At 64.2% G+C, this 22,206-nt stretch carries 20 protein-coding genes; 8 read left to right on the top strand and 12 right to left on the bottom strand.

Translation table 11 applies throughout. The features are described 5' to 3' along the window. Positions 1–148: 148 nt before the first annotated feature. From E5X34_RS17400 to E5X34_RS17390, 3 genes are all read right to left on the bottom strand, one after another. Positions 149–1,798: a thiamine pyrophosphate-binding protein gene (locus E5X34_RS17400; RefSeq protein ID WP_292567145.1), complete on the bottom strand. Its 1,650-nt coding sequence runs from the start codon at positions 1,796–1,798 to the stop codon at positions 149–151. Next, positions 1,795–2,967 (bottom strand): CaiB/BaiF CoA-transferase family protein, encoded by a 1,173-nt coding sequence (locus E5X34_RS17395; protein WP_292567142.1) that lies wholly within the window; start codon positions 2,965–2,967, stop codon positions 1,795–1,797. Before E5X34_RS17395 ends, E5X34_RS17400 begins: the two co-directional genes overlap by 4 nt. A 79-nt stretch (positions 2,968–3,046) precedes the next feature. After that, positions 3,047–3,979 carry an alpha/beta hydrolase gene (locus E5X34_RS17390; RefSeq protein ID WP_292567139.1) on the bottom strand — a complete coding sequence of 311 codons (933 nt, stop codon included), beginning with the start codon at positions 3,977–3,979 and terminating at the stop codon, positions 3,047–3,049. Positions 3,980–4,170: 191 nt separating this feature from the next. On the opposite strand from E5X34_RS17390, the gene E5X34_RS17385 reads away from it, so the two are divergent. Further along, on the top strand, positions 4,171–5,175 hold the full coding sequence (locus E5X34_RS17385; protein WP_292567136.1) for a ribonuclease: 1,005 nt from the start codon (positions 4,171–4,173) through the stop codon (positions 5,173–5,175). Positions 5,176–5,204: 29 nt separating this feature from the next. Here E5X34_RS17385 and E5X34_RS17380 read toward each other — a convergent pair whose 3' ends face one another. Continuing rightward, a complete protein-coding gene (locus E5X34_RS17380; RefSeq protein WP_292567133.1) occupies positions 5,205–6,482 on the bottom strand; it encodes a GGDEF domain-containing protein in 1,278 nt (425 codons plus the stop codon). A 264-nt stretch (positions 6,483–6,746) separates the two neighbouring features. Between E5X34_RS17380 and ettA the strand changes: the two genes are divergently transcribed. The 3 genes from ettA to E5X34_RS17365 all read left to right on the top strand — a co-directional run bounded on the left by ettA (position 6,747) and on the right by E5X34_RS17365 (position 10,444). Further along, positions 6,747–8,396 (top strand): energy-dependent translational throttle protein EttA, encoded by a 1,650-nt coding sequence (ettA, locus tag E5X34_RS17375; RefSeq protein ID WP_126060051.1) that lies wholly within the window; start codon positions 6,747–6,749, stop codon positions 8,394–8,396. Positions 8,397–8,436: 40 nt separating this feature from the next. Continuing rightward, entirely contained in the window at positions 8,437–9,204 is a 768-nt protein-coding gene (tam, locus tag E5X34_RS17370; protein WP_292567130.1) for a trans-aconitate 2-methyltransferase, read from the top strand. 118 nt (positions 9,205–9,322) lie between these two features. After that, a complete protein-coding gene (locus E5X34_RS17365) occupies positions 9,323–10,444 on the top strand; it encodes a beta-ketoacyl-ACP synthase III (protein ID WP_292567128.1) in 1,122 nt (373 codons plus the stop codon). 15 nt (positions 10,445–10,459) lie between these two features. On the opposite strand, the gene E5X34_RS17360 is transcribed toward E5X34_RS17365, so the two are convergent. Beyond that, a complete protein-coding gene (locus E5X34_RS17360) occupies positions 10,460–11,026 on the bottom strand; it encodes an isoprenylcysteine carboxylmethyltransferase family protein (protein WP_292567125.1) in 567 nt (188 codons plus the stop codon). Between the two features lie 182 nt (positions 11,027–11,208). Here E5X34_RS17360 and E5X34_RS17355 point away from each other — a divergent pair, with 182 nt between their 5' ends. Continuing rightward, entirely contained in the window at positions 11,209–11,835 is a 627-nt protein-coding gene (locus E5X34_RS17355) for an MOSC domain-containing protein (RefSeq protein WP_292567122.1), read from the top strand. 169 nt (positions 11,836–12,004) lie between these two features. Here the strand turns inward: E5X34_RS17355 and E5X34_RS17350 are convergent, their stop codons facing one another. From E5X34_RS17350 to tsaA, 4 genes are all read right to left on the bottom strand, one after another. Continuing rightward, the gene (locus tag E5X34_RS17350) at positions 12,005–12,847 is read right to left on the bottom strand and encodes an SDR family oxidoreductase (protein WP_292567119.1); all 843 of its coding nucleotides are present in this window, start codon (positions 12,845–12,847) and stop codon (positions 12,005–12,007) included. Positions 12,848–13,072: 225 nt separating this feature from the next. Further along, positions 13,073–14,032, bottom strand: a complete 960-nt coding sequence (locus tag E5X34_RS17345; protein WP_292567116.1) for a D-amino acid aminotransferase — start codon at positions 14,030–14,032, stop codon at positions 13,073–13,075. An 84-nt stretch (positions 14,033–14,116) separates the two neighbouring features. Further along, entirely contained in the window at positions 14,117–14,431 is a 315-nt protein-coding gene (locus E5X34_RS17340; RefSeq protein WP_040988087.1) for a DUF2293 domain-containing protein, read from the bottom strand. Beyond that, entirely contained in the window at positions 14,428–14,934 is a 507-nt protein-coding gene (tsaA, locus tag E5X34_RS17335) for a tRNA (N6-threonylcarbamoyladenosine(37)-N6)-methyltransferase TrmO (RefSeq protein ID WP_292567112.1), read from the bottom strand. The genes E5X34_RS17340 and tsaA overlap by 4 nt, the downstream gene beginning before the upstream one ends. A gap of 140 nt (positions 14,935–15,074) precedes the next feature. Here tsaA and E5X34_RS17330 point away from each other — a divergent pair, with 140 nt between their 5' ends. Beyond that, entirely contained in the window at positions 15,075–16,082 is a 1,008-nt protein-coding gene (locus tag E5X34_RS17330; RefSeq protein ID WP_292567110.1) for a metalloregulator ArsR/SmtB family transcription factor, read from the top strand. Further along, entirely contained in the window at positions 16,082–16,999 is a 918-nt protein-coding gene (gene metF / locus E5X34_RS17325) for a methylenetetrahydrofolate reductase [NAD(P)H] (protein ID WP_292567107.1), read from the top strand. Before E5X34_RS17330 ends, metF begins: the two co-directional genes overlap by 1 nt. Positions 17,000–17,370: 371 nt before the next feature. On the opposite strand, the gene E5X34_RS17320 is transcribed toward metF, so the two are convergent. After that, entirely contained in the window at positions 17,371–18,291 is a 921-nt protein-coding gene (locus E5X34_RS17320; RefSeq protein ID WP_292567105.1) for a DMT family transporter, read from the bottom strand. Between the two features lie 209 nt (positions 18,292–18,500). Between E5X34_RS17320 and E5X34_RS17315 the strand changes: the two genes are divergently transcribed. Next, positions 18,501–19,721 (top strand): alanine racemase, encoded by a 1,221-nt coding sequence (locus tag E5X34_RS17315; RefSeq protein ID WP_292567103.1) that lies wholly within the window; start codon positions 18,501–18,503, stop codon positions 19,719–19,721. A 159-nt stretch (positions 19,722–19,880) separates the two neighbouring features. Here E5X34_RS17315 and E5X34_RS17310 read toward each other — a convergent pair whose 3' ends face one another. Together E5X34_RS17310 and E5X34_RS17305 are read right to left on the bottom strand one after the other, a co-directional pair. Next, complete coding sequence (locus E5X34_RS17310) at positions 19,881–21,059, bottom strand: lytic murein transglycosylase (protein WP_292567101.1); 1,179 nt, start codon at positions 21,057–21,059, stop codon at positions 19,881–19,883. Positions 21,060–21,243: 184 nt separating this feature from the next. Beyond that, positions 21,244–22,035, bottom strand: a complete 792-nt coding sequence (locus E5X34_RS17305) for a GH25 family lysozyme (protein ID WP_292567098.1) — start codon at positions 22,033–22,035, stop codon at positions 21,244–21,246. Between the last annotated feature and the right edge of the window lie 171 nt (positions 22,036–22,206).

Below are 22,206 nucleotides of genomic sequence, written 5' to 3'. Positions count from 1 at the left end.
ACGAGGGGGGAGATCAGGTGTCACGCCGGCTTTCGCCAATCACCAGCGTTTCAAAAGGGCGGGGCGATGGAACTGCTAATCTCCCCTTGTGGGGGAGATGGCCGGCAGGCCAGAGGGGGGCGCGAAGGATCGCTGCCTTGCAGGCACTTCAGCTCTTGTTGCGGATCTGCGTCAGCGTGCGGGTCGGCGTGATCGCTTCGGGATCGAGCTTGATCTCGACGATCGCCGGCTTGCCGCTGGCCAGCGCGCGTTCAAAGGCCGGCGCGAAGTCGGCGGTCTTTTCTACCGTCTCGCCATGGCCGCCATAGGCGCGAGCCAGCGCCGCGAAATCCGGATTCTTGAGTTCGGTGGCGACGACGCGGCTCGGATATTCCCGCTCCTGATGCATGCGGATCGTGCCGTAAATGCCGTTGTTGACGACGATGACGATGATCGGCAGGTCATACTGAACAGCCGTCGCGAACTCCTGGCCATTCATCAGGAAGCAGCCGTCGCCGGCGAAGGCAATCACGGTACGGTCCGGGAACAGCGACTTAGCGGCGACCGCGGCCGGCGTGCCATAGCCCATCGAGCCGGAGGTGGGCGCCGCCTGTGTGCCGAAGCGCCGGTTGCGGTAGAAGCGATGCACCCAGGTGGCGTAGTTGCCGGCGCCGTTGGTGAGGATGGCGTCCTCCGGCAGGACTTTTCCCAGATGTTCGATGATCGGTCCCATCTGGACGGCGCCTGGGCCGGTCTGCGGCGGCGTCGACCATTCGAGATAGGTGGCATGCGCCTTTTCCGCCTCGGCCGCCCAGGAAGGGCTGGCGGCGGGCTTGCGTTTGGCGAAGGCCTCGACGAAGGCGGCGGGCGAAGCATTGATCGCAATCGTCGGCCGGTAGACACGGCCGAGCTCGCCGGCGTCGGCATGGACATGCACCAGCGCCTGGTCGGGGTAGGGGCTCTTCAGCAGCGTGTAGTCGGAAGACGGCATCTCGCCAAGGCGGCCGCCGATCAATAGCACGACGTCGGCCTGCTTGATCCGCTCCGCGAGCTTGGGATTGATGCCGATGCCGACATCGCCGGCGTAATTCGGATGGAGATGGTCGAACAGCATCTGACGGCGGAAGGAGCAGCCGACCGGTAGCGACCACGTCTCGGCGATCACGCGCATCTGCGCCACGGCTTCCTCGTTCCAGCGCGTGCCGCCGAGGATGACGAAGGGACGCTTGGCGTTGGCGAGCAGCATTTGCGCCGCATCGAGCTCGGCTTCGCCGGGACGGGTCTCGACCGGCGTATGCGGCAGGGCTGCCGGAGCCTCGACCTCGCTGGTCAGCATGTCCTCGGGCAGCGAGATGACCACAGGGCCGGGGCGTCCTGACGTCGCGACGGCGAAAGCGCGGGTGACGAATTCCGGGATGCGCGCGGCATCGTCGATCTCCACCACCCATTTGGCGATGTCGCCGAAGAAGCGCTTGTAGTCAACCTCCTGGAAGGCCTCGCGTTCCTTGGCGTGGCTGGCGACCTGGCCGATGAACAGGATCATCGGCACCGAATCCTGCATGGCGATGTGGACGCCGGCCGAAGCGTTGGTGGCGCCGGGGCCACGGGTGACGAAGCAGATGCCGGGCTTGCTGGTCAACCGTCCCTGGCAGTCGGCCATCATCGCAGCACCGCCCTCCTGACGGCAGACGATGGTGCGGATCGAGGAGTCATGCAGGGCGTCGAGCACCGCGAGATAGGATTCGCCCGGAACGCAAAAGATGCGGTCGGTGCCGTTCGCCTCGAGCGCCTCGACGATCAGTTGTCCGCCGGTCTTCATTTTGCTTTCTCCAGTTCGGCAAGGATTTCTTGTGTGTGCTCGCCAAGGCGCGGCGAGGGACGCTCATAGACGAGCGGTGTGCCCGACATCACCATCGGCGCGCGCACCGAGGGCAGGCGGTTGCCATGGCCGTCGTCAAGGTCGAGCCGCATCCCGCGCGCTATGGTCTGCGGGTCGGCGAACATCTGGCCGATCGTGTTGATCGGACTTGCCGGCACGCCCGCGGCCTCAAGCTTCGCCAGAAGTGGATCGCGATCCCAAGTGGCGAGGGTCTCGATGATGCGTTCGCGCAGCTTCACGCGGTTGGCGACCCGGGCGGGATTGGTGGCGAAATCCGGATCGGTGGGCAGATCGGCGAGACCGACCACGGCGCAGAACTTGCCGAACTGGCCGTCATTGCCGACTGCCAGGATGATGTGGCCGTCCCTGACCGGCAGGACCTCGTAAGGGGCGATGTTCATATGCGCATTGCCCATCTGCACCGGCGACTTGCCGGAGACCAGATAGTTGAGGTTCTGGTTGCCGAGCGCCGAAATCTGGCTGTCGTAGAGCGCCATGTCGATGTGCTGGCCCTCGCCAGTCTTTTCGGCATGGCGAAGTGCGGCCTGGATGGCGATCACCGAATAGAGGCCGGTAAAGAGGTCGGATATCGCGACGCCGGCCTTCTGCGGCTCGCGGCCCGGCTCGCCGGTGATCGACATCATGCCGGCCATGGCCTGGATGATGAAATCGTAGCCGGCGCGCGGCGCATAGGGACCGTCCTGACCGAAGCCGGTGATCGAGCAATAGACGAGGCGCGGATTGATCGCCTTCAGGCTTTCATAGTCGAGGCCGTATTTCTTGAGGCCGCCAAGCTTGAAGTTCTCGATCAGCACGTCGGCGGTGGCGACCAGCTTGCGCAGCGTCTCGGCGCCCTCCGGCTTGGAGAAATCGACGGCAATGGACCGCTTGCCGCGATTGCAGGAGTGGTAATAGGCGGCCGAGAGGTTCTCGCCGTCATGGCTCATGACGAAGGGCGGGCCCCATTTGCGGGTGTCGTCGCCGCCGTCCGGGCTCTCGACCTTGATGACGTCGGCGCCGAGGTCGGCCAGCAATTGCCCGGCCCAGGGGCCGGCCAGGATGCGGGCAAGCTCTATAACGCGGATGCCTTTCAGCGGGGGTTCGGCCATGGATCACCGTGGTTAAACAAAGCGCAGCCTCTAGCAATCGGGGCGGCCTGTGTCACGACCCATGCGATAGGCCACCGCGTCAGGATTTCAGCACGCTGTCCGCCCAGGCGGCGAAATCGTTCATGACGGTGTCGCGGTTGATCTCGTTCAGGCTTTCATGGCGGGTGTCGGCGTAAACCTTTGAAACCAGATTCGAAAAGCCCATCGCCTGAATGCGCTTTGCCAAATGATCGACGGCCTTGCCGTAGTCAGACGCGGGATCCTTCTCGCCACCGACAAGATTGACGGGCAGGTCGCGGCGCACGGCTGCGAAACTTGAATCCTTGCCGGCGTGCTGCGCCATATTGACGACATCGCGCCACATCGAGATCGAGGCGTCCCAGCCGCAGAGCGGGTCGGCGACATATTTGTCGACCTCGGCAGCGTCGCGCGACAACCAGTCGAACAGGGTGCGGTGGTTGGGCACCGCCTTGCCCCAGGCCTGGAAGGTGAGCTTGGGCAGGAGGCGCGACGGCACGTCGGAGCCCAGCCGCATCCGTTCCCAGCCGAGGATGAGCAGCGCCAACTGCCCGAGCAGGCCTTGTGAGAAATTGCCGTTCCAGATCGCCGCGGCATGGACGCGCTGCGAATGGCGCAGCACGAAGTTGAGCGCGATCGAGGCGCCGAGCGAATGTCCAAAAACGATCACCGGCAAGCCCGGATGCTCTTTCGCGATCAGGTCGTGAACGGCGTCGACATCGGCGATCACCTTGGCGATGCCGTCGACAGCTGCGAACTTGCCGAGCGGCGCGTCGGGCGCCTTCGTCGCGCCATGACCGCGGTGATCGTGGGCATAGACGTGGAAGCCGCGCGGCGCGAGGTAATCGGCAAAGCGGGCGTAGCGCGCAGCATGCTCGGCCAGGCCATGGTTGATCTGCACCACGGCGCGTGGCTTCGCCTCAGCGTATTTCACATAGAGGTTGAGCTCGGCCCCGGTGGGTGAGGCCAGGCTGGTTTGCTTGTCGAATGGCATGTCTCGCTCCCTCGGTGACTGTTGGGCGAGGGCGCCACATACGTCAAGTGGACGGGCGCGCCTGCGGACACGCCGATGCGCTCAGCTGGGGATTGTTTTCTCGCACGGTGAAAAAAGATCGCAATTCTGACACGCCGGCTGTTCTAGTGTGACGAATCCAATACGGATCAATGATCGCCGGGAGAGCGGGAATGCGGGTTTGGGCATTGTGGGGTGCGATGGTGCTGGTTCTGGCCGGCGCCGGTGCGGCTAATGCCGACGTCAAGATGAGCGGCACGTTCGTCGCCGACAGCGCCTGTCCGGCGACGCAGGCGATCAAGAGCGGCAAGAACCCCGGCAATATCTCGACCGAGGCTGGCAAGTCCTACGATCTTCTTGCCGGCAATAAGGACGAGCCCACCCACTATCTCATCCAGGTGCCGGGCGCCGATCCGGAGCGGCGCTGGGTGAAGATCAGCTGCGGCCATGTCAGCGGCGGCAGCGCGGCGACCACCCCGGCGCCTGCCGGCCAGACCAAGCCGTCGGCCTCCGGCAAACCGGAATATGTCTTTGCGCTGAGCTGGGAGCCGGCCTTCTGCGAGACCAAGGCAAGCAAGCCCGAATGCAAGGCGCAGAATCCAACCGAGTTCGATGCCTCGCATTTCACGCTGCACGGCCTGTGGCCGCAGCCGAACGGCAATTTCTATTGCCAGGTGCCGGCGGCCGATAAAGCCAATGACAATCCGGCGCATTGGGGAGATTTGCCACCGGTAAAGCTCGACGCGAACACGCGCGCCGAGCTCGACCAGGTGATGCCGGGCACCGCCTCCAAGCTGGAGCGGCATGAATGGATCAAGCACGGCACCTGCTACGGCAAGAGCCAGCAGGAGTATTTCTCCGATGCGCTCAACCTGATGCGGGCGGTGAACGCCTCGGCGGTGCGCGATCTCTTCACCAAGAACATCGGCAAGCAATTGACCTCCGACCAGATCCGCGGCGCCTTCAACGCGGCCTTCGGCGCCGGCGCCGGGGACCGCGTGCGCGTCTCGTGCCTAGTCGACCCGTCGAGCGGCCGGCGTCTGATCGGCGAGATCACGCTCGGCCTGTCAGGCCCGATCGGGCCCGACAGCAAGCTCGCCGACCTCCTCATGGCGTCCGCGCCGACAGCCAAGGCCGGCTGTCCGAAGGGGACGGTCGACGCGATCGGTTTCCAGTAGGCGGGATTGATTGAGCAGGCCGTTCTTGGTCAGGCCGATCTGGGCGTCGCCTGGATGATGATCGGCTCGCTGCCTGGCTCCCCGACCACGCGGTCGCGGCCGCTGAATTTAGCCTTGTAGAGACGCTGATCGGCCAGCGCGAAAATGTCGGCAAGGGAGCGCGTCGTCTCGCTGACGGTGGAGACGCCGGCGCTCACCGTGATGTTGAAGCGGGCAGTATGCCCCGAGGTCTTGGTGGCGTTCCTGATGGTCTCGCCGAGCAGCCTGGCGGGCGCGTGCGACTGTTGCGTCAGTATGGCGAATTCCTCGCCGCCTATCCGGAACACCTGATCGTTGCCGCCGATCGTCTCGGCCAGCAGCACGGCCATCGATTTCAACACCTTGTCGCCCTCGGCGTGGCCGAAGCGGTCGTTGATCGACTTGAAATGGTCGACGTCGACGATGAGAAGGCTAAGCGGCTTGCCCATCCTGATGGCAGCCGTGACCGCGGATTCACCGTCGGCATCGAAGCTGCCGCGATGCAGCAGGCCGGTAAGACCGTCGCGGCCGACATATTTGACCAGGGCCTCATAGCGTTCGCGATAGGTGAGCGTGTCGAAGATGTCAGAGAGGCCGCGCGGTACGGCGACATCATTGTCCTCGACCCATTTGAGATAGGCTATGAGCATGCCGCTATAGGCAAGCGCGGCACCCATCTTGGCGAGCCAGCCGCCAAAGAAGACCTCGATCGGCGCGCCGGCGACGAAATGCAGCGCGGTGAAGAAGCCGGCCTGATCGAAGGTGAGCACGCAGGCGACCGATGCGAGAATGCGCATGAACGGCCTGGCGCGCAGATAGGCGCCGAGCTTCTCGTACAGCAGGATGATCAGGATGGCGTCGATGAACAGCAGCGAGGTGCCCCACACCATGAGCCAGCCCATCTCATCGATGAAGGCGATATCGGGCATCCTGCCGTCGGGAAGCGGCGAAACGGCGTGCAGCCGCAGGATCAGCACCAGGCCGATCATCAGGGCGTTGCCGAGCAAAAGACCGTAGATCGGTTGGCGCACGGTCGCCGCATCCTCCTTCATGTAGAGCAGAAGGATCATCACCAGCTTGCCGGAGAACAGCACGGCGGAGCCCGGCGATACCAGCCCGAACGGCAGCGCGACATAAAAGACGCTGGCGAGGTAGGTTTCGAGGAAGTGCATTACGCCGAGCGCGCAGATGAACACGCCAAGGCCGATGCGTCGCCGGAAGCGGAAAAGCGTGACCATGGCCCCGAAATACAGAACCGCTTCGGCAAGGAGCAGGGCACCGTTCAGCACGTCGTCGATCCGATCTTTCCCCGAAACCGCGGCATGGCCGCCATTTGCCAACCTATTAGCGTTTTGAAGGCGAATGGTTAACCGCTGATTTCAGGCATGGCCGACGGCTGTGAAAAGCTATGGACGGAGTGGGACCGCAAAACCGGCGAATGCGCGCCGTTTGACAGCCTGCGCGCCGAAAGCGATTGCCGTGCAGCGCTTCATCGCCTACATAGCGCGCAACCCCCATTCACTTTGACACTTCAGTTTCCAGGGAAAGCGCGCGTGGCTCGCCAGTTCATCTATCACATGTCAGGCCTGTCGAAGGCCTATGGCACCAAGAAGGTGCTTGATAACGTTCACCTGTCCTTCTATCCGGACGCCAAGATCGGCATCCTCGGCCCCAACGGCTCCGGCAAGTCGACGATCCTGCGCATCATGGCCGGGCTCGACAAGGAATTCCAGGGCGAGGCGTGGCTGGCGGAAGGCGCGACCGTCGGTTACCTGGCGCAGGAGCCGCAGCTCGACAACACCAAGACCGTGCGTGAAAACGTCATGGACGGCGTCGCCAGGAAGACCGCCATCATCGAGCGCTACAATGAGCTGATGATGAACTATTCCGACGAGACGGCCGACGAGTCGGCCAAGCTCCAGGACGAGATGGACCGCCTCAATCTGTGGGATCTCGAACAGCAGGTCGAGATGGCGATGGACGCGCTGCAATGTCCGCCGCCGGAGTCCGAAGTAACCAACCTGTCGGGCGGTGAGCGTCGCCGCGTGGCGCTTTGCCGCCTGCTGCTCGAACAGCCCGACCTCTTGCTGCTCGACGAACCGACCAACCATCTCGACGCCGAGACCACCCAGTGGCTGGAAAAGCATCTGCGCGACTATCCGGGCTCGGTGCTGATCATCACCCACGACCGCTACTTCCTCGACAACGTCACCGGCTGGATCCTCGAGCTCGATCGCGGCCGCGGCATCCCCTATGAGGGCAATTACACCAAATATCTCGATGCCAAGGCCAAGCGCCTGATCCAGGAAGGGCGCGAGGACGACGCTCGCCAGAAGTCGATCTGGCGCGAGCGCGAGTGGATCCAGTCCTCGCCCAAGGCGCGCCAGACCAAGTCGAAGGCGCGCATCAAGGCCTATGAGGAATTGGTCGAGCAGTCGCAGAACCGCAAGCCGACCGACACGCAGATCGTCATCCCGGCGAGCGAGCGCCTCGGCAATGTCGTCATCGAGGTCGAAGGCCTCAACAAGGGCTTTGGCGACGAGCTCCTGATCGAGAACCTGTCGTTCAAGCTGCCGCCGGGCGGCATCGTCGGCGTCATCGGCCCGAACGGCGCCGGCAAGACGACGCTGTTCAAGATGGTAACAGGGCAGGAAAAGCCGGATGCCGGCTCGATCCGCATCGGCGAGACCGTCAAGCTCGGCTATGTCGACCAGAGCCGTGACGCGCTCGACCCGAACAAGACGGTGTGGGAAGAGATCTCCGGCGGCGCCGAGGTCATCAAGCTCGGCAAGCACGAGGTCAACAGCCGCGCCTATTGCTCGTCCTTCAACTTCCGCGGCGGCGACCAGCAGCAGAAGGTCGGCAACCTTTCGGGCGGCCAGCGCAACCGCGTCCATCTGGCCAAGATGCTGAAGGGCGGCGGCAATGTGCTGCTGCTTGACGAACCGACCAACGACCTCGACACCGAAACGCTGGCTGCGCTGGAAGACGCGCTCGAGGCCTATGCCGGCTGCGCGGTCATCATCAGCCACGACCGCATGTTCCTCGACCGCATGGCCACGCACATGCTCGCCTTCGAGGGCGACGCGCATGTCGAGTGGTTCGAAGGCAATTTCGAGGAATATGAGAAGGACAAGCTGCGCCGCCTCGGTGCGGAAGCGGCGGCGCCACACCGCATGACGCACAAGCGGCTGACGCGGTAGCATCGGTCCGAAGGGGCGGCGAACAGAGCGAGGTTGTCCAATGGCTGACTGGTCCGCCGCCCAATATCTGAAGTTCGAGGACGAGCGCACGCGGCCGGCGCGAGATCTAGTTGTACAGGTCCCGGTCGATTTTCCGCGCCGCGTCATCGACATCGGCTGCGGCCCGGGCAACTCGACCGAGCTTCTGGTCGAGCGCTGGCCGGATGCGCAGGTGAGCGGCTTCGACACCTCCCCCGACATGATCGAGAAGGCGCGGGCGCGGCTGCCGAATGTCAATTTCGAGCTGGCGGACGCCGCCAACTGGCAGCCAGAGCATCCCGTCGACGTGATCTTCGCCAATGCCGTCTTCCAGTGGCTGCCGGACCATCCGGCTGTGTTCCAACGGCTGATGGGATTGCTGGCGCCGGGCGGCGCTCTGGCGGTTCAAATGCCGGACAATCTCGGCGAAGCCTCGCATCAGCTGATGCGCGAGACCGCTGCGGAAGTGCCGTTCGCAGCCAAGCTCGAGGGCGCGGCCCGCGGGCCGCTGCCGCCGGTGTCGTTCTACTATGATCTGTTGTCGCCGCTCGCCGACCGGCTCGACATCTGGCACACGATCTATAACCATCCGCTGGCCGACGCCGAAGCGATCGTCGAGTGGGTCAAGTCGACCGGGTTGAAGCCCTTCCTCGATCCGCTCGACGCGGATGAGAAGAAGCTGTTCCTCGACAGCTATACCGCCAAGATCGCCAAGGCCTATCCGAAAACCGCGAACGGCAAGGTGCTGTTGCGCTTCCCGCGTATCTTCATCGTCGCCAAACGCGCTTGAGCATCCACCACCTGAATGCCAGCGCTGGTTGTCGAATTAAGCTGGAATAAACCGGGCAAATGCGACAAGTGTAGCGCCTTGCCTCGGCACCACTTGCCTCCCCTCGGACGGATTGGACATGCATCGCGTCATCATCAGCGGCATCGGCGCCGAAATCCCTGAACCCGTCATCACCAATGAGGAGCTGGTCGCAAGCTTCAACAGTTGGGTCGACACCGAGAATGCGCGCCGTGCCGATACCGGCGAGACGCCCCTGCAGAAATCGGACAGCGACTTCATCGTGCATGCCTCGGGGGTCAAGAGCCGCCATGTCATCGAGCGCGAGGGCATCCTCGATCCGACCCGCATGTCGCCGCGCATTCCGGCGCGGCCGGACGACGCGCTGTCATTGGAGGCGGAGTTCGGCATCGCCTCGGCCAGGAAGGCGCTTGCCCATGCAGGCGTCGATGGGTCAGACATCGACCTGGTGATCTGCTCGGCCTCGCACCATCAGCGGCCCTATCCCGCGATTGCCATCGAGATGCAGGAGGCGCTGGGCACCAAAGGCGCTGGCTTTGACATGGGGCTGGGCTGCTCTTCGGCGGCAGCGGCGCTGCATGTTGCCGTCAACCTGGTGAGGGCAGGGGCGCACAAACGCGTCCTGGTGTCGACGCCGGAGATCATCACCGGCCATCTCAACTTCCGCGACCGGCAGACGCATTTCATCTTCGGCGATGCCTCGGTCGCCATGGTCGTCGAGGGGTTGGCGCAAGGCGAGAAGCGGCCTGGGCGTTTCGAGGTGCTCGACACGCGCACCTGGACGCAGATGTCGAACAACATCCGCACCAATCTCGGCTATTACACGCGCACCGCCCAGGAGGATCCCTACATGATCAACCTAGAAGGCAACCTGATCAAGCAGGTCGGCAACAAGGTGTTCAAGGAAGTCACCGTCGCTGGCCAGAAGTTCATCGTCGAATTCCTGGCCGAGCACGGGCTGACGCCGGAAGGCATCCGTCGCTTCTGGCTGCACCAGGCCAATGCGCGCATGAATGCGATGATCCTGAAATTGTCCTTCGGCCACGACGTCGACCATGACCGCGCGCCCATCGTGCTGGAGCGGCTCGGCAACACCGCCGGCGCCGGCGCGATCGTGGCGCTGTCCGAGAACCATGCCGACATGAAGGCTGGCGATTTCGGCCTGATCTGCGCCTTCGGCGCCGGCTATTCGATTGGGGGCGCGCTGCTCAGAATGCTGTAAAGCCATCCCGCCGCGTCACGCCGGCGCGAACGGCATCAGCATCGGCACGCGCCTGGCATAGTCGTCATAGGCCGGGCCGAGCTCGCCGCGCAGGAAGCTTTCTTCCAGCCTCGCCTTGACGACGACGCCGACGACCAGCAGCGCCGCGCCCGCGATACCCCATATCGTGCCTTTGACGGCCGCCGTGGCGAGGATCGACAGCAGCAGGCCGGTGTAGATCGGGTGGCGGACAAGGCCATAGGGGCCGGTATCGACCACGCGATGATCGGCCTTGGCGGTGACGTTGGCCGACCACAGCCGCCCAAGATGCAGGCGCGCCCACCAGGCGAAGGCGATGCCGAGCGCGATCAGGGCAACGCAGATCCAGGCCTCGGTGAGCGTCGGCGTCCAGAGCCGCAGCCGGCCGATATAGCCATGCGCCGGCACGAACATCAGCACGGTGCCGGTAAGCCAAAGGACACCATAGCGCGCCTCTGATTTGAGATCGGCGCGCTTTTGCGCGGGATCTGCCCAGGCAGCGGCAAGGACCCAGGATACCGCCCAGAAAAGCCAGAGTGCTGCGATTGCGTGTCCAACCTGCAAGATCGGGCCTCCTCCCGATTGCGCGCGCGATCGTCTATTCGGCCAGCGCGGCAGCATTGCGACTTGCCGCGGCCAGCGAAAGGGATTCGCGGTAAGAAGATCGTGATTGCCATCAAGCGGCGTGATCGGATCATCAGCGCTTTCGACTGGACCGCATTCTTCGGCACCTTTAGACCAGCGGCATGCAGGAAACGAAGCTGGACCTTTTTCCCATGGCGGAACCGGCGGTTGACATCGTGCCGGGCCGCAAGCTCGCGGCCAAGGCAACGGCGCTCTATGCTGCCCCGCACGATCATTTCGAGACGAGGGCGGTCGAGGAACTGCGGCTTGGCTTCGACGGTATCGCAGGCGACTTCCATGCGGGGGCAACGCGGCGTTCGGGCGGGCGCGAGCCCTGGTATCCGCGCGGCACCGAGATGCGCAACGAGCGGCAATTGTCGCTGGTCGCCGCCGATGAAGTTGCCATTGTCGCGCAGCGCATGGGCCTCGCGGAAATCAGGCCGGAGTGGATCGGCGCCAATCTCGTGGTCGAAGGCGTGCCGCATCTGTCGATGCTGCCGGCCGGCTCGCTGATGTTCTTCAAGGGCGGTGTGACGCTCAAGGTCGATGGCCAGAACAAGCCGTGCCGCTTTGCCGGACTGTCGATCGCCGAGCATGTCGGCGCCCTGGATAGCGATGCCACCGCGCTGCTCTTTCCCAAGGAGGCGAAACGGCTGCGCGGCCTCGTCGCCTGGGTCGAGAAGCCGGGCATCATTCGGGCCGGTGAAGAGATTTCCGTGCGGGTGCCGGAGCAGTGGATCTATCGCTGAGGCTTGCTGATATTCAGGTGAGGCCGGCCTGCGAACGGCAGGTTCCTGCACTTCCGGTACTCACGTGTCAAAACGCACGCTCCGTCCCGGTTCTCGGAACCTACCGTTCTCGACTCGCCCTGACCTGAACCTCAACATGCCTCGGCCGGTCCAGGTCCAACCCTCGCGGTCAGGCCGCCTTGCGGTTCTTGTTGGCGCCTTGCGCCATCACCGAAACATCATCCCACTCTTCCCAAGTGGCGATGCGATTGGCGTATTCCTGCTTGATCATCGGCAGGCCGCCATCGCCGAAGAAGACCCGGAGCGGCGGCTCGGCGGCATCGACGATCGCCAACATTGCCGGGCCGGTCGCTTGCGGATCGCCGGCGACGGAACGGCTGCGGCGCTCGGCCATCGCCGCGCGGACCGGCTCATAGACGTCCATCGGCTTGGAAATCTTGGCCGATGGCCCGGCCCAGTCTGTGGAGAAGCCGCCGGGCTCGACCAGTGTGACGTGGATCCCGAACTGGCCGACCTCCTGGCTGAGCGACTGGCTGAATGCTTCCAGCGCCCATTTCGAGGCGTGGTAGAGACCGATCGAGGCAAAGGCATTGACGCCGCCGATCGAAGAGATCTGGATGATGTGGCCGGAGCGCTGCGCGCGCATGATGGGCAGCGCCGCCTGGGTGACCCAGAGCGCGCCAAAGACGTTGGTCTCGATCTGGTCGCGGGCCTCCTGCTCGGTGACCTCCTCGATGGCGCCGAAATGGCCGTAACCGGCATTGTTGATGACGACGTCGAGCCGGCCGAACCGCTTGTGCGCTTCGGCGATCGCGGCGTCGACCGCCCGCTTGTCGGTGACGTCGAGCTTCAGGGCGGCGATGTTGTCGCCATATTTCTCGACTAGATCGGCGAGCGTGCCGGCATCGCGTGCGGTGGCGGCGACGCGGTCGCCGCGGGCGAGCGCGGCCTCGGCCCAGACGCGGCCAAAGCCCTTCGACGATCCGGTGATGAACCAAACCTTGCTTGTCATGATCTGTGATCCTTGCCGTTGGAGCGGTGCAGCGCCTCTCAGAATCGCCGGACACTCCAAGTGTTTGTTTTGCGCAATTCCGGACGGAAAACGGCTGTGCGCTTTTCCTGGGATTGCCTTAGGGGCGATGTATTCCGGATGTAAGCGGAGGTTACTCCGCTTGCTGCATGTACGGCGCTTTCGGCTTTTTTCCAGAGGCGGCGCCGGAATTATTTGGCTGGCAGGTCAGGGATAATGCACCGCACTTGACCAGGCGGGATCCTCATGCCTTTTCCAGTAGAGCGCCATCAACCGCTCGGTGATCGGACCGACCTTGCCGCCGGCGACCGGCGCGCCGTCGATCGTGGTGACCGGCACGATGCCGCCGGCGGTCGAGGTGATGAAGACCTCGTCGGCGCCTCTGAGAGCGGCGACGCCGATCGCTTCCGCTTTGACGGCGAGGCCGATTTCGGCGCACAGGTCGAAGACGGTGCGGCGCGTGATGCCGGGCAACACGCCGACGGCGGGCGTCGTGAGCCTGCCGTCCGTGACGCAGAAGACGTTGAAGCCCGGGCCTTCGGCGACATTGCCATTGAAGTCGAGGACGAGCGCGGTGTCGGCGCCACGGTCATAGGCATCGTAAAGGCCACGGACCAGATCGAGCCAATGGTAGTTCTTGATCGAAGGATCGATCGAGGCCGGCGGAATGCGGACCTTGTCGCTGATCGCGACATGAAGGCCGGTGCGCAATTGCTCGGCATTGGCGACCGAGCCGAAGGGGACGGCGAAAGCCATGAAGCGGTTGATCGCCTGGCGCGGGTCGCGGCTGAAGGTCGGCGAGGCGCCGCGCGTGCATAGCATCTCGACATAGGCCGCGCGATGGCCCGACAGCGCGACGCAATTGTGCAGGATCTCCGAAACGCCGTCGCGATCGAACGGGATCGTCATGCGCAGCTTCTCCAGCCCGCCGAAGAACCGGTCGAGATGCAGGTCGAGGCGGAAGAAGCGGCCGTCCCAGACATGGACCGTGTCGTAGGTGGCGTCGGAATGCAGAAATCCCCAGTCCAGCACCGAGATTTTGGCCTGCGACATCGGCAGATATTGCCCGTCGTGGAAGGCGACGCCGTCGGGATAGGCATGCGGGTCGATGTGGCGTTCGGAGAGAAAGGGTAACCGCTTGGCTGGCGTGGCGGCTGCCTGGCTCATTTCATTCCTCCCTCGATCGTCGGCAAGGCAGGCTAGCTTCCGGTTGCGGATGCAGTAGAGCCAGGCAGAAGGCGCCGCTTGGCCTCACTCATCCTCGTCGTCTTCCTCGAGCAGCCTTGTCGCGCGCCAGCGGGTGAGCACCACATTGGTCTGCTCGATAACGAAGAAGCGCGCCGAATCCCGGTCGTAGCCCTCGGCGAGCAGCTTTTCATAATCGGTATGGGCATGGCGGACGTGGGCGATGGTGGCCAGCCACACCGCAATCGTCGGCGGCAGGGTCTTCATGTGCACCGAGCCGGCGTCGGCGCGGATCTTTTCCATGTCGGCATAGGGCGCGAGCGGAAGAAGCGCGGTCAGCGCCTTGGCGATGGCGCGGCGGCGGCCGGTGGGGGCGCTCATTTGTCGTCGCGTCCTGCGATGGTCGCTTCGGGAAAGGCATCGGTTGAAGCGTAATAGGGCTTGATGTCGATGACCGGCGTGCCGTCGAGCACGTCGATGGCGTCGATGGCGATCCGTCCGGCCGCGATGTCGAGCGTGACAAGCTTCGCCACATGCAGGCCGACGGGATTCGGCCGGGCAGGGGAGCGCAGCGAGAAAACGCCTTTCGATTCGGCCGCATGGCGCGGCTTCTGGACGATCAGATTGCGCGGCGCGTGATGCAGCCAGGACAGGATGACGACGTGGCTGGCGCGTTCCAGGTTTCGCAGCCCCGGGCGATAGGGCTCGTCGATCAGGACGGTTGCGGCCCGCCCGGATTCGCGAGCGGCGCGCATGTTCTTGGGGCAGTCCTCGCGGCTGACCCAGGGCGAGACGATGCGGCCGATAAAGACGACGTGGCCGTCCGGCCGCAACTCCGCCGGATCGGCCGCAAGCAGCGTTTCACCTTCGCGCGCCTCAAACATGCTCTTCACTCCGCGCAAGAACCGTCTGCCAGGCGCGGATCACGGCTGCGCCATTTTCTTGTCCGGAAGCGACATAGCGCTTGCCAGGGTTTCAAAATCGACATAAACATATCTTTATATCTTTCAACGAGAGCCCGCTCATGCATGTCTCGCTCGACACAATGGTAGATACATTGAAGGCGGCGGCCGAATCCAGCCGGCTGCGCATCCTCGTGCTGCTTTCGCGGGGCGATCTCACCGTCTCCGACCTCACCGAGATACTCGGACAGTCGCAGCCCCGCGTCTCACGCCATCTGAAGCTGCTGCTCGATGCAGGGCTGATCGGCCGCTACCAGGAAGGGTCCTGGGCCTTCTTCCGGCTGACCGATACGGATAATTCGCGCGATTTCGTGCAGCGTGTGGTCTCCGGCATCAGCGAGGCCGATCCGCAGGTGGTGCGCGATCTCGAGCGGCTGGCGGCAGTGAAGCGCAAGCGGCAGGACCGGGCCGCCGAATATTTCTCCGAGAATGCTGCGAGCTGGGATCATATCCGCTCGCTGCATGTGCCGGACCGCGCGGTCGAAGCGGCGCTCGTCAAGCTTGTCGGCAAGCGGCCGTTCCAGTCGATGCTCGACCTCGGCACCGGCACGGGCCGGCTGCTCGAAATCTTCGCGCCGCTCTACCGGCGCGGTGTCGGCATCGACATGTCGCGCGAGATGCTGACGGTGGCGCGCGCCAATCTCGACAAGGCCGGTATCGCCAATGCGCAGGTTCGCCAGGGCGATATTTTCTCGCCGCCGGTCGAGCGCAACGCCTTCGATCTCGTCACCATTCACCAGGTGCTGCATTATCTCGACGATCCCGCCCGCGCCATCGCCGAAGCGGCGCGGCTGCTCAGGCCATCGGGCCGGCTGATTGTCGTCGACTTCGCGCCGCATAATCTCGAATTCCTGCGCGATCAGCACGCCCATATGCGGCTGGGCTTCTCCGACCGGCAGATGTCCGATTGGTTCGCGGAGGCCGGCCTCGACCTCGAGGACAGCCAAGAATTCGAGCCGCGCGGCGGCAACGAGGCAAGGCTCACCGTCAAGCTCTGGCTCGGCCGCGACCGCCGCCTGCAGATCGCCGATCCGTCCAACGATTCCTTGCCAGTGAGGGAAACAGCCTGATGAACCAGTTCCGCTTTTCCCGTCGCCCCGACATCGGCGAGAAGGTCAGCGTCTCGTTCGAGTTCTTTCCACCGAAGACCGACGAGATGGAATCAAGGCTGTGGGATACAGTCACAAGGCTGGAGCCGCTCAGGCCGGAATTCGTCTCGGTGACCTACGGCGCCGGCGGCTCGACCCGCGAGCGCACGGCGCGCACCGTCAAGCGCATCCTCAACGAGACGTCGCTGACGCCGGCGGCGCATATGACCTGCGTCGACGCCGCGCGCGACCAGGTCGACACGGTCATCCGCGAGTTCGTCGACTTCGGCGTCACCCGTTTCGTCGCGCTGCGCGGCGATCCGGCCGCAGGCGTCGGAACCGCTTATCGCCCGCATCCGGACGGCTACGCCAATGGCGCCGAACTGGTCGGGGCGCTGAAGAGCGTCGGCGATTTCGACATCTCGGTCTCGGCCTATCCGGAAAAGCATCCGGAAAGCCCGGATTTCGCCACCGACATCGACATGCTGAAGCGCAAGGTCGACAATGGCGCGACGCGGGCGATCACCCAGTTCTTCTTCGACAACGATCTCTACGAACGCTATGTCGAGCGGGCGCGCCGCGCCGGCATCTATATCCCGATCGTGCCTGGCATCCTGCCGGTGCATAATTTCACCCAGGTCGCCAATTTCTCGTCGCGCTGCGGGGCGCTGGTGCCGGCATGGCTGGCCGAGCGTTTCGAGGGGCTTGAGAACGACCCGCAGACGCATGCGCTGGTGGCCTCGGCCGTGGCGGCCGAGCAGGTGCTCGACCTCGTCGAGCGCGGCGTCGGCGATTTCCATTTCTACACGATGAACCGTGCCGACCTCGTCTTTGCCGTCTGCCACATGATCGGCATCCGCTCGCATGAGGCGGAGGCGACCGGGTCGGCCGCGGCCTGAGGTCGCCGGAAATGGAAAAGGCCGGGTGGAAACCCGGCCTTTTCGAACTGTTGGACTATTCTCGGTGCTTGGTCTTCCCGGCTTTGGCGGGTCAGGGAAGAACACCTATGATCAGGGCACCGATGAATGCGAATGCGGCACAAATCATCAAAGCGTTGATCGGCCTCGTCAGTCCCATGCCATAGCCTCCTCTTCAGAGCTATGGCAGGAGTCTAGGGGCATTTGGGCCACAGGCAAGCGGAAAACGTGCTGCAATGCGACATGATTGTGGAATTTGCGACCGGGGATTTGCCGTTAGCCGTTGAAACTCTTCGGCAAAAGCCGGCTTCGCCGTTGTGAATAAATTGTGGCGGCGGTGTGGCATGACAGCGCTACCATTTGCCGAACAGCCGTCCGTCGATGGTGATGAGGCCCAATCCGATCAGCGTCATGCCGCCGATCTCGAACAGCGCCAGCCGCTCGCCGAGGAAGAGGAAACCGAGCAACACCGCGCTGACCGGGACGATCAAGGTGACCAGGGAGGCATTGGTGGCGCCGGCCGAGGCGACGAGGTTGAAATAGAGGATATAGGCGAAGGCGGTGGACAAAACCGCCAGGCCCAGCACCGCGGCCCAGACCGGCTGCGAGGCCGAGAACAAGCCCGTCGGCCCATAGGCAATGAGCACGACGGGGATCATGATGATGGTCGAGGCGGTCAGTTGCCCGGTGGCGATGACTGGCGATGGCACGCCTTTGAAGCGGCGCGCGATCATCAAGGCGATCGCATAGGACATCGACGCGCCGATCAGCGCGAATTTGGCCCAGACCGGCCCGCCGAGTCCGGCAACAAGGCCCGGACCGATCATCACCGCGGTGCCGGCGACACCGAGCGCGATGCCGGCCAGCTTGTTCCAGGACAGCTTCTCATCGGTGGTGAGCGCATTGGCCAGGATCAGCGTCCAGAACGGCGTGGTGGCGTTGAGCACCGAGGCGACGCCGGCGCCGAGCTTAGTCTGGCCGGCGAAGATCAGGGAGAAAGGCACGACATTGTTGGTGAGCGCCAGCAGGAAGAACAGGCCGGCATGCGGGAAGGCGAGCCGGAACGAGGGGCCGCGGACCGCCAGATAGAGCTGAAGCGCGATGGCGGCGATGGCGACGCGGAACAGCACCAGCGCAAGCGGGTGGATCTCGGACACTGCAATGCGGGCAAAGAAGAACGAGCCGCCCCAGATCGCGCCGAGCAGAAGAAGCTGCCCCCAATCCTTGACTGTCATCGGTCCGCGCGTCGGCGCGGCGGCGGCCGTACTCGACATGTCTTTCCTCCCCAGGCCGAGCGCAATCTCTGCCTTCACACCTCACCAACCGATAATGCGTTCGCCGGCAAGGGCCACCCGAAACCTGACTGGTGGTTTAGCGTTGGCAAAACATGCAGCCGGCCGCGCCGGGTCGCCAGACACAGAACTGTTTTCTTTGGCGGCTAGCTAGGATTAATTGTGCGCGCTCCAGCCCTGAGGATTCGTCCATGCAGCGATTCGAAAATGCCCGCGATGCGGCACTGGCGCTTCGTCCCGACGATCCGGTCTACTGTTTCCGCCCGCAGGTGCTGAAGGCGGATGCCCTGCAGTTCATGGGCATGTTTCCCGGCAAGACCGCCTATGCGGTGAAGACCAATGGCGAGCAGATCGTGCTGAAGACATTGGTGGAAGCCGGCGTCAGCACCTTCGACGTCGCTTCGCCGGGAGAGTTCGCGGCCGTGCGCGCCGTCTCGGCGGATGCCGAGATGCTCTACATGCACCCGGTCAAGGCGCAGTCGGACATCAAGCTGGCGCTGGAGAAGTACGGCATCCGGGTGATCTCGCTCGACCATGAGGACGAGATCACCAAGCTGACGCGCGTCGTGCGGGCGCTCGATATCGACCCGGGCGCCATCACCGTCTTCGTGCGCATCCAGACCAAGGGCCATGCGGCTTACGAATTGTCGAAGAAATTCGGCGCCGGACCGGCCAATGCGGTCGAGCTTGCAGAGCGGCTGAACCGCACCGGCTACAAGGTTGGCCTCTGCTTCCATGTAGGCAGCCAGATCGAGGATCCCGACACCTATGAGCGGGCGCTGGCCTCGGCCGACTGGGTGCGCAATCGCCTGACCTTCGACATCGCGGGGCTCGATGTCGGCGGCGGTTTCCCCGCCGAATACGGCCACGATCCAAACCGGAAGCAGGTCGAGATGCCTTCGCTCGGCCAGCTGATGTCGCGGCTTGCCGGCGACCTGAAGGAGTATCAGTTCGACCAGATGCCGCTGGTGGCCGAGCCCGGACGCGTGATCGTGGCGCGGTGCCTGTCGCTGATCGTGCGGGTGCTGCTGCGCAAGGGCAAGCGGCTCTACATCAATGACGGCATCTGGGCTTCGCTGTCGGATTCATGGACAGGCAAGATCACCCTGCCGGCCCGCTTCATCCCCGATCCGGCGATCCGCACGCGCAATGGAGACGAGAAAAACATCGTGCCGTTCAAGGTCTGCGGCGCGACCTGCGATTCCGTCGACATCCTGTCCAGGCCGTTCTGGCTGCCGGAAACGGTCGACACCGGCGACTGGATCGAGATCGGCCATATCGGCGCCTACTCGCTGTCGCTGAGGACCCGCTTCAACGGCTTTTACCCCGACACATTCGTCGAGGTGACGACGCCGTTCGACGAAGGCGACGCGCCGCAGGGGTTTGCGAGCCTGGAGACGATGGCGGACTAAGCTCCCCCCTTCTCCCCTTGTGGGAGAAGGTGTCGCCGAAGGCGACGGATGAGGGGTGCTCCAGGGAAAGCCAGCGTCTCACTTCGCTGGAACACCCCTCATCCGTCTCGGCGCTGCGCGCCGATCCACCTTCTCCCACAAGGGGAGAAGGAGAGGGCGCTACAACTTCGCCAGCAGCTCCGGCGTCGGCCAGCCATCCACCGGCAGACCGAGCCGCATCTGCTCCTTGCGGATCGCTTCGCGCGTGTTGGTGCCCAGGATGCCGTCGACCGTGCCGACATCGTAACCCTTGGCTTCGAGCTTGGTCTGCAGCGCCTTCATCTGATCGCCGCTCAGGCCCTGCTCGGGCGCGCGCGGGTCGAATTGCGGCGCGCCGGCAAACCGCGTCGCCATGACGGCGGCGGTCAGCGCATAGGTGAAGGACTGGTTCCACTCCAGATAGACGTCGAAATTGTCATAGGTCAGGAAAGCGGGACCCTTGCGGCCCATCGGCAGGGCCAGGCCGGCTTTCAGACCATTGTCGACAAGCGGGTTGCCGTTGGGCTCGGTGACGCCCCACTGAGCCCACTGCGACAGCGGCAGCTTGTTGGTGCGGCCGGTCTGGTCCCATGGCATCTCATCGGGGACGCGCACTTCCTCGACCCAGGGCTGGTCGCGCTTCCAGCCGCGCGACTGTATCTTGCTGGCGGTCGTCATGATGACGTCCGGCACGCTGTTCCTGAGGTCGACCTTGCCGTCGCCATCGCCGTCGACGCCGTGCGCCAGATAATCGGTCGGCAGGATCTGCGTCTGACCGATCTCGCCGGCCCAGGCGCCCTTGACGTCGGCCGGCAGCACGCCGCGATCGATGAGCGTCAAGAGCGGCACCAGTTGCTGCCGGAAGAGCTGAGGCCGGCGGCAATCATGCGAAAGCGTGACCAGCGCATTCAGGGTGTGGAAGTCGCCCTGCACGGCGCCGAAGTCAGTCTCCAGCCCCCAGAAAGCGGCGATGACGGCCGGCTGGACGCCGAACTGCTTATCGGCGCGGTCGAAGATTTCGGCATATTTCTTCAGATTGGCCGCGCCCTGCTTCAGGCGGTAGGCCGAAATCATGCGGTTGGAGAATTCGGTGAAGGTCTGGGTAAAGACGCCCTGGGCGCGGTCGCGCGCCAGCGCTCGCTCGTCGGTGGTGGCGTCCTCCAGCGCGTCGAGCCCGGTTTCGCCGACGCCGGCCGCCTTGGCTTCGGCCGCCACACCCTGCTTCCAGGTCTCGAAATCGCCACCGCATTCCTGCGCCGCCGCGGGAAGTGCAAACCCGCAGACAAAAAGCGCCGCCAGGATTTCAACGCGCAATCGCATCGCTTTCCTTTCGAGACCGGCGCATGACCTGATCGTGATCCCGGGTCGGGACCGCACAGGCGCATGCGAGGATTTCAAAGCCCAGGAGCCGCGCCAGGTACCCGCACGAGTGCGCCGCTCCGGATTACCAGCGGTTGCATGTTTCGCCGCCCGCCGTGTCGAAAAGCAGGCGGGAGGGCCGATGTCAACGGGTGTTCTGCCGCAGCCACTTCTTCCAGGCGGCTTCCGAGCCGTTGAAGACGTTGATGTCGGACTTGCCGGTCATGCCGGGCACGATGCCGGTGCCGGTGTACTGCCAGAAGGTGAAGGGATGGCTGCCGTATTTCTCACGGGGGTGCCCCGCGACCGAGCGCAGCCAGTAGGGATAGCCGCGGAACGTCGCCAGTTGGTTGTCGTCGAAGAAGTCGACCGAGGTGTAGATGATCGGTTTCTTGCCGTAGTGACGCTCCACCATCTGCAGGAAAACGGTCATTTCGCTGCGCACGGTGGCTGGATCGGGGCGCAGCCTGCAGGTCGGCGACTTCGGGTTCCACTCCATGTCGAGCACCGGCGGCATCGCTGAGGGGTCTCTCGGGACGTTGGCGATGAACCAGCGCGCCTGGGTTTCGGCCGGCGTGCAGAAATAGAAGAAATGATAGGCCGCACGCGGAATTCCAGCCGCCCTGGTGCGCGCCCAGTGCTCGTTGAAGTATTCGTCGAAGCGGTCGCCGCCTTCCGTCGCCTTGATGAAGGCGAAGGAGATGCCGCTGGCCCTCGCCGCCGGCCAGTCGACCGACGTCTGGTATTTGGAGACATCGGTGCCGTGGATGGCGTAGGTCCATGGCGCGCCGCTGTCCCATTCATGCGGCTTGGAGTCCTCGAATTTGGGCGCGCGCACCGTGACCGTCTCCGAGGACGGCGACAACGGAGAAAGGTCGTCAACGGTCGAGCAGGCGCAGAGCAGCGTCAGCATCAGGATGGCCGTGAAACGGCGCATGGCGTTCCCCAGGCCGGGTTCAGCCGGCCGCTGATGGGTCCTCTACTGATGGTGGTCGCTTACGCGGGCCCCCTCCGGACGATCGCCCCACTGGACCGTCCCTGGTCTCACTTGTTTGTCCATGTCGTTGTCCCAAAACCGCTGTGCAATTTTGGGCGACATGGACAAGTT

This window comes from Mesorhizobium sp., from assembly GCF_004963255.1.
Classification (GTDB): Bacteria; Pseudomonadota; Alphaproteobacteria; order Rhizobiales; family Rhizobiaceae; genus Mesorhizobium.
Note: the sequence above shows the minus strand (reverse complement) of the source record. Positions and strands in the feature narration are given on the sequence as shown.

What these genes read in the sequence shown, in the direction of transcription:
- E5X34_RS17400 (WP_292567145.1), bottom strand. Translation starts at nt 1,798, where the DNA reads ATGAAGACCGGCGGACAACTGATCGTCGAGGCGCTCGAGGCGAACGGC.
- E5X34_RS17395 (WP_292567142.1), bottom strand. Translation starts at nt 2,967, where the DNA reads ATGGCCGAACCCCCGCTGAAAGGCATCCGCGTTATAGAGCTTGCCCGC.
- E5X34_RS17390 (WP_292567139.1), bottom strand. Translation starts at nt 3,979, where the DNA reads ATGCCATTCGACAAGCAAACCAGCCTGGCCTCACCCACCGGGGCCGAG.
- E5X34_RS17385 (WP_292567136.1), top strand. Translation starts at nt 4,171, where the DNA reads ATGCGGGTTTGGGCATTGTGGGGTGCGATGGTGCTGGTTCTGGCCGGC.
- tam (WP_292567130.1), top strand. Translation starts at nt 8,437, where the DNA reads ATGGCTGACTGGTCCGCCGCCCAATATCTGAAGTTCGAGGACGAGCGC.
- E5X34_RS17365 (WP_292567128.1), top strand. Translation starts at nt 9,323, where the DNA reads ATGCATCGCGTCATCATCAGCGGCATCGGCGCCGAAATCCCTGAACCC.
- E5X34_RS17355 (WP_292567122.1), top strand. Translation starts at nt 11,209, where the DNA reads ATGCAGGAAACGAAGCTGGACCTTTTTCCCATGGCGGAACCGGCGGTT.
- E5X34_RS17350 (WP_292567119.1), bottom strand. Translation starts at nt 12,847, where the DNA reads ATGACAAGCAAGGTTTGGTTCATCACCGGATCGTCGAAGGGCTTTGGC.
- E5X34_RS17345 (WP_292567116.1), bottom strand. Translation starts at nt 14,032, where the DNA reads ATGAGCCAGGCAGCCGCCACGCCAGCCAAGCGGTTACCCTTTCTCTCC.
- E5X34_RS17340 (WP_040988087.1), bottom strand. Translation starts at nt 14,431, where the DNA reads ATGAGCGCCCCCACCGGCCGCCGCCGCGCCATCGCCAAGGCGCTGACC.
- tsaA (WP_292567112.1), bottom strand. Translation starts at nt 14,934, where the DNA reads ATGTTTGAGGCGCGCGAAGGTGAAACGCTGCTTGCGGCCGATCCGGCG.
- E5X34_RS17330 (WP_292567110.1), top strand. Translation starts at nt 15,075, where the DNA reads ATGCATGTCTCGCTCGACACAATGGTAGATACATTGAAGGCGGCGGCC.
- metF (WP_292567107.1), top strand. Translation starts at nt 16,082, where the DNA reads ATGAACCAGTTCCGCTTTTCCCGTCGCCCCGACATCGGCGAGAAGGTC.
- E5X34_RS17320 (WP_292567105.1), bottom strand. Translation starts at nt 18,291, where the DNA reads ATGTCGAGTACGGCCGCCGCCGCGCCGACGCGCGGACCGATGACAGTC.
- E5X34_RS17315 (WP_292567103.1), top strand. Translation starts at nt 18,501, where the DNA reads ATGCAGCGATTCGAAAATGCCCGCGATGCGGCACTGGCGCTTCGTCCC.
- E5X34_RS17310 (WP_292567101.1), bottom strand. Translation starts at nt 21,059, where the DNA reads ATGCGATTGCGCGTTGAAATCCTGGCGGCGCTTTTTGTCTGCGGGTTT.
- E5X34_RS17305 (WP_292567098.1), bottom strand. Translation starts at nt 22,035, where the DNA reads ATGCGCCGTTTCACGGCCATCCTGATGCTGACGCTGCTCTGCGCCTGC.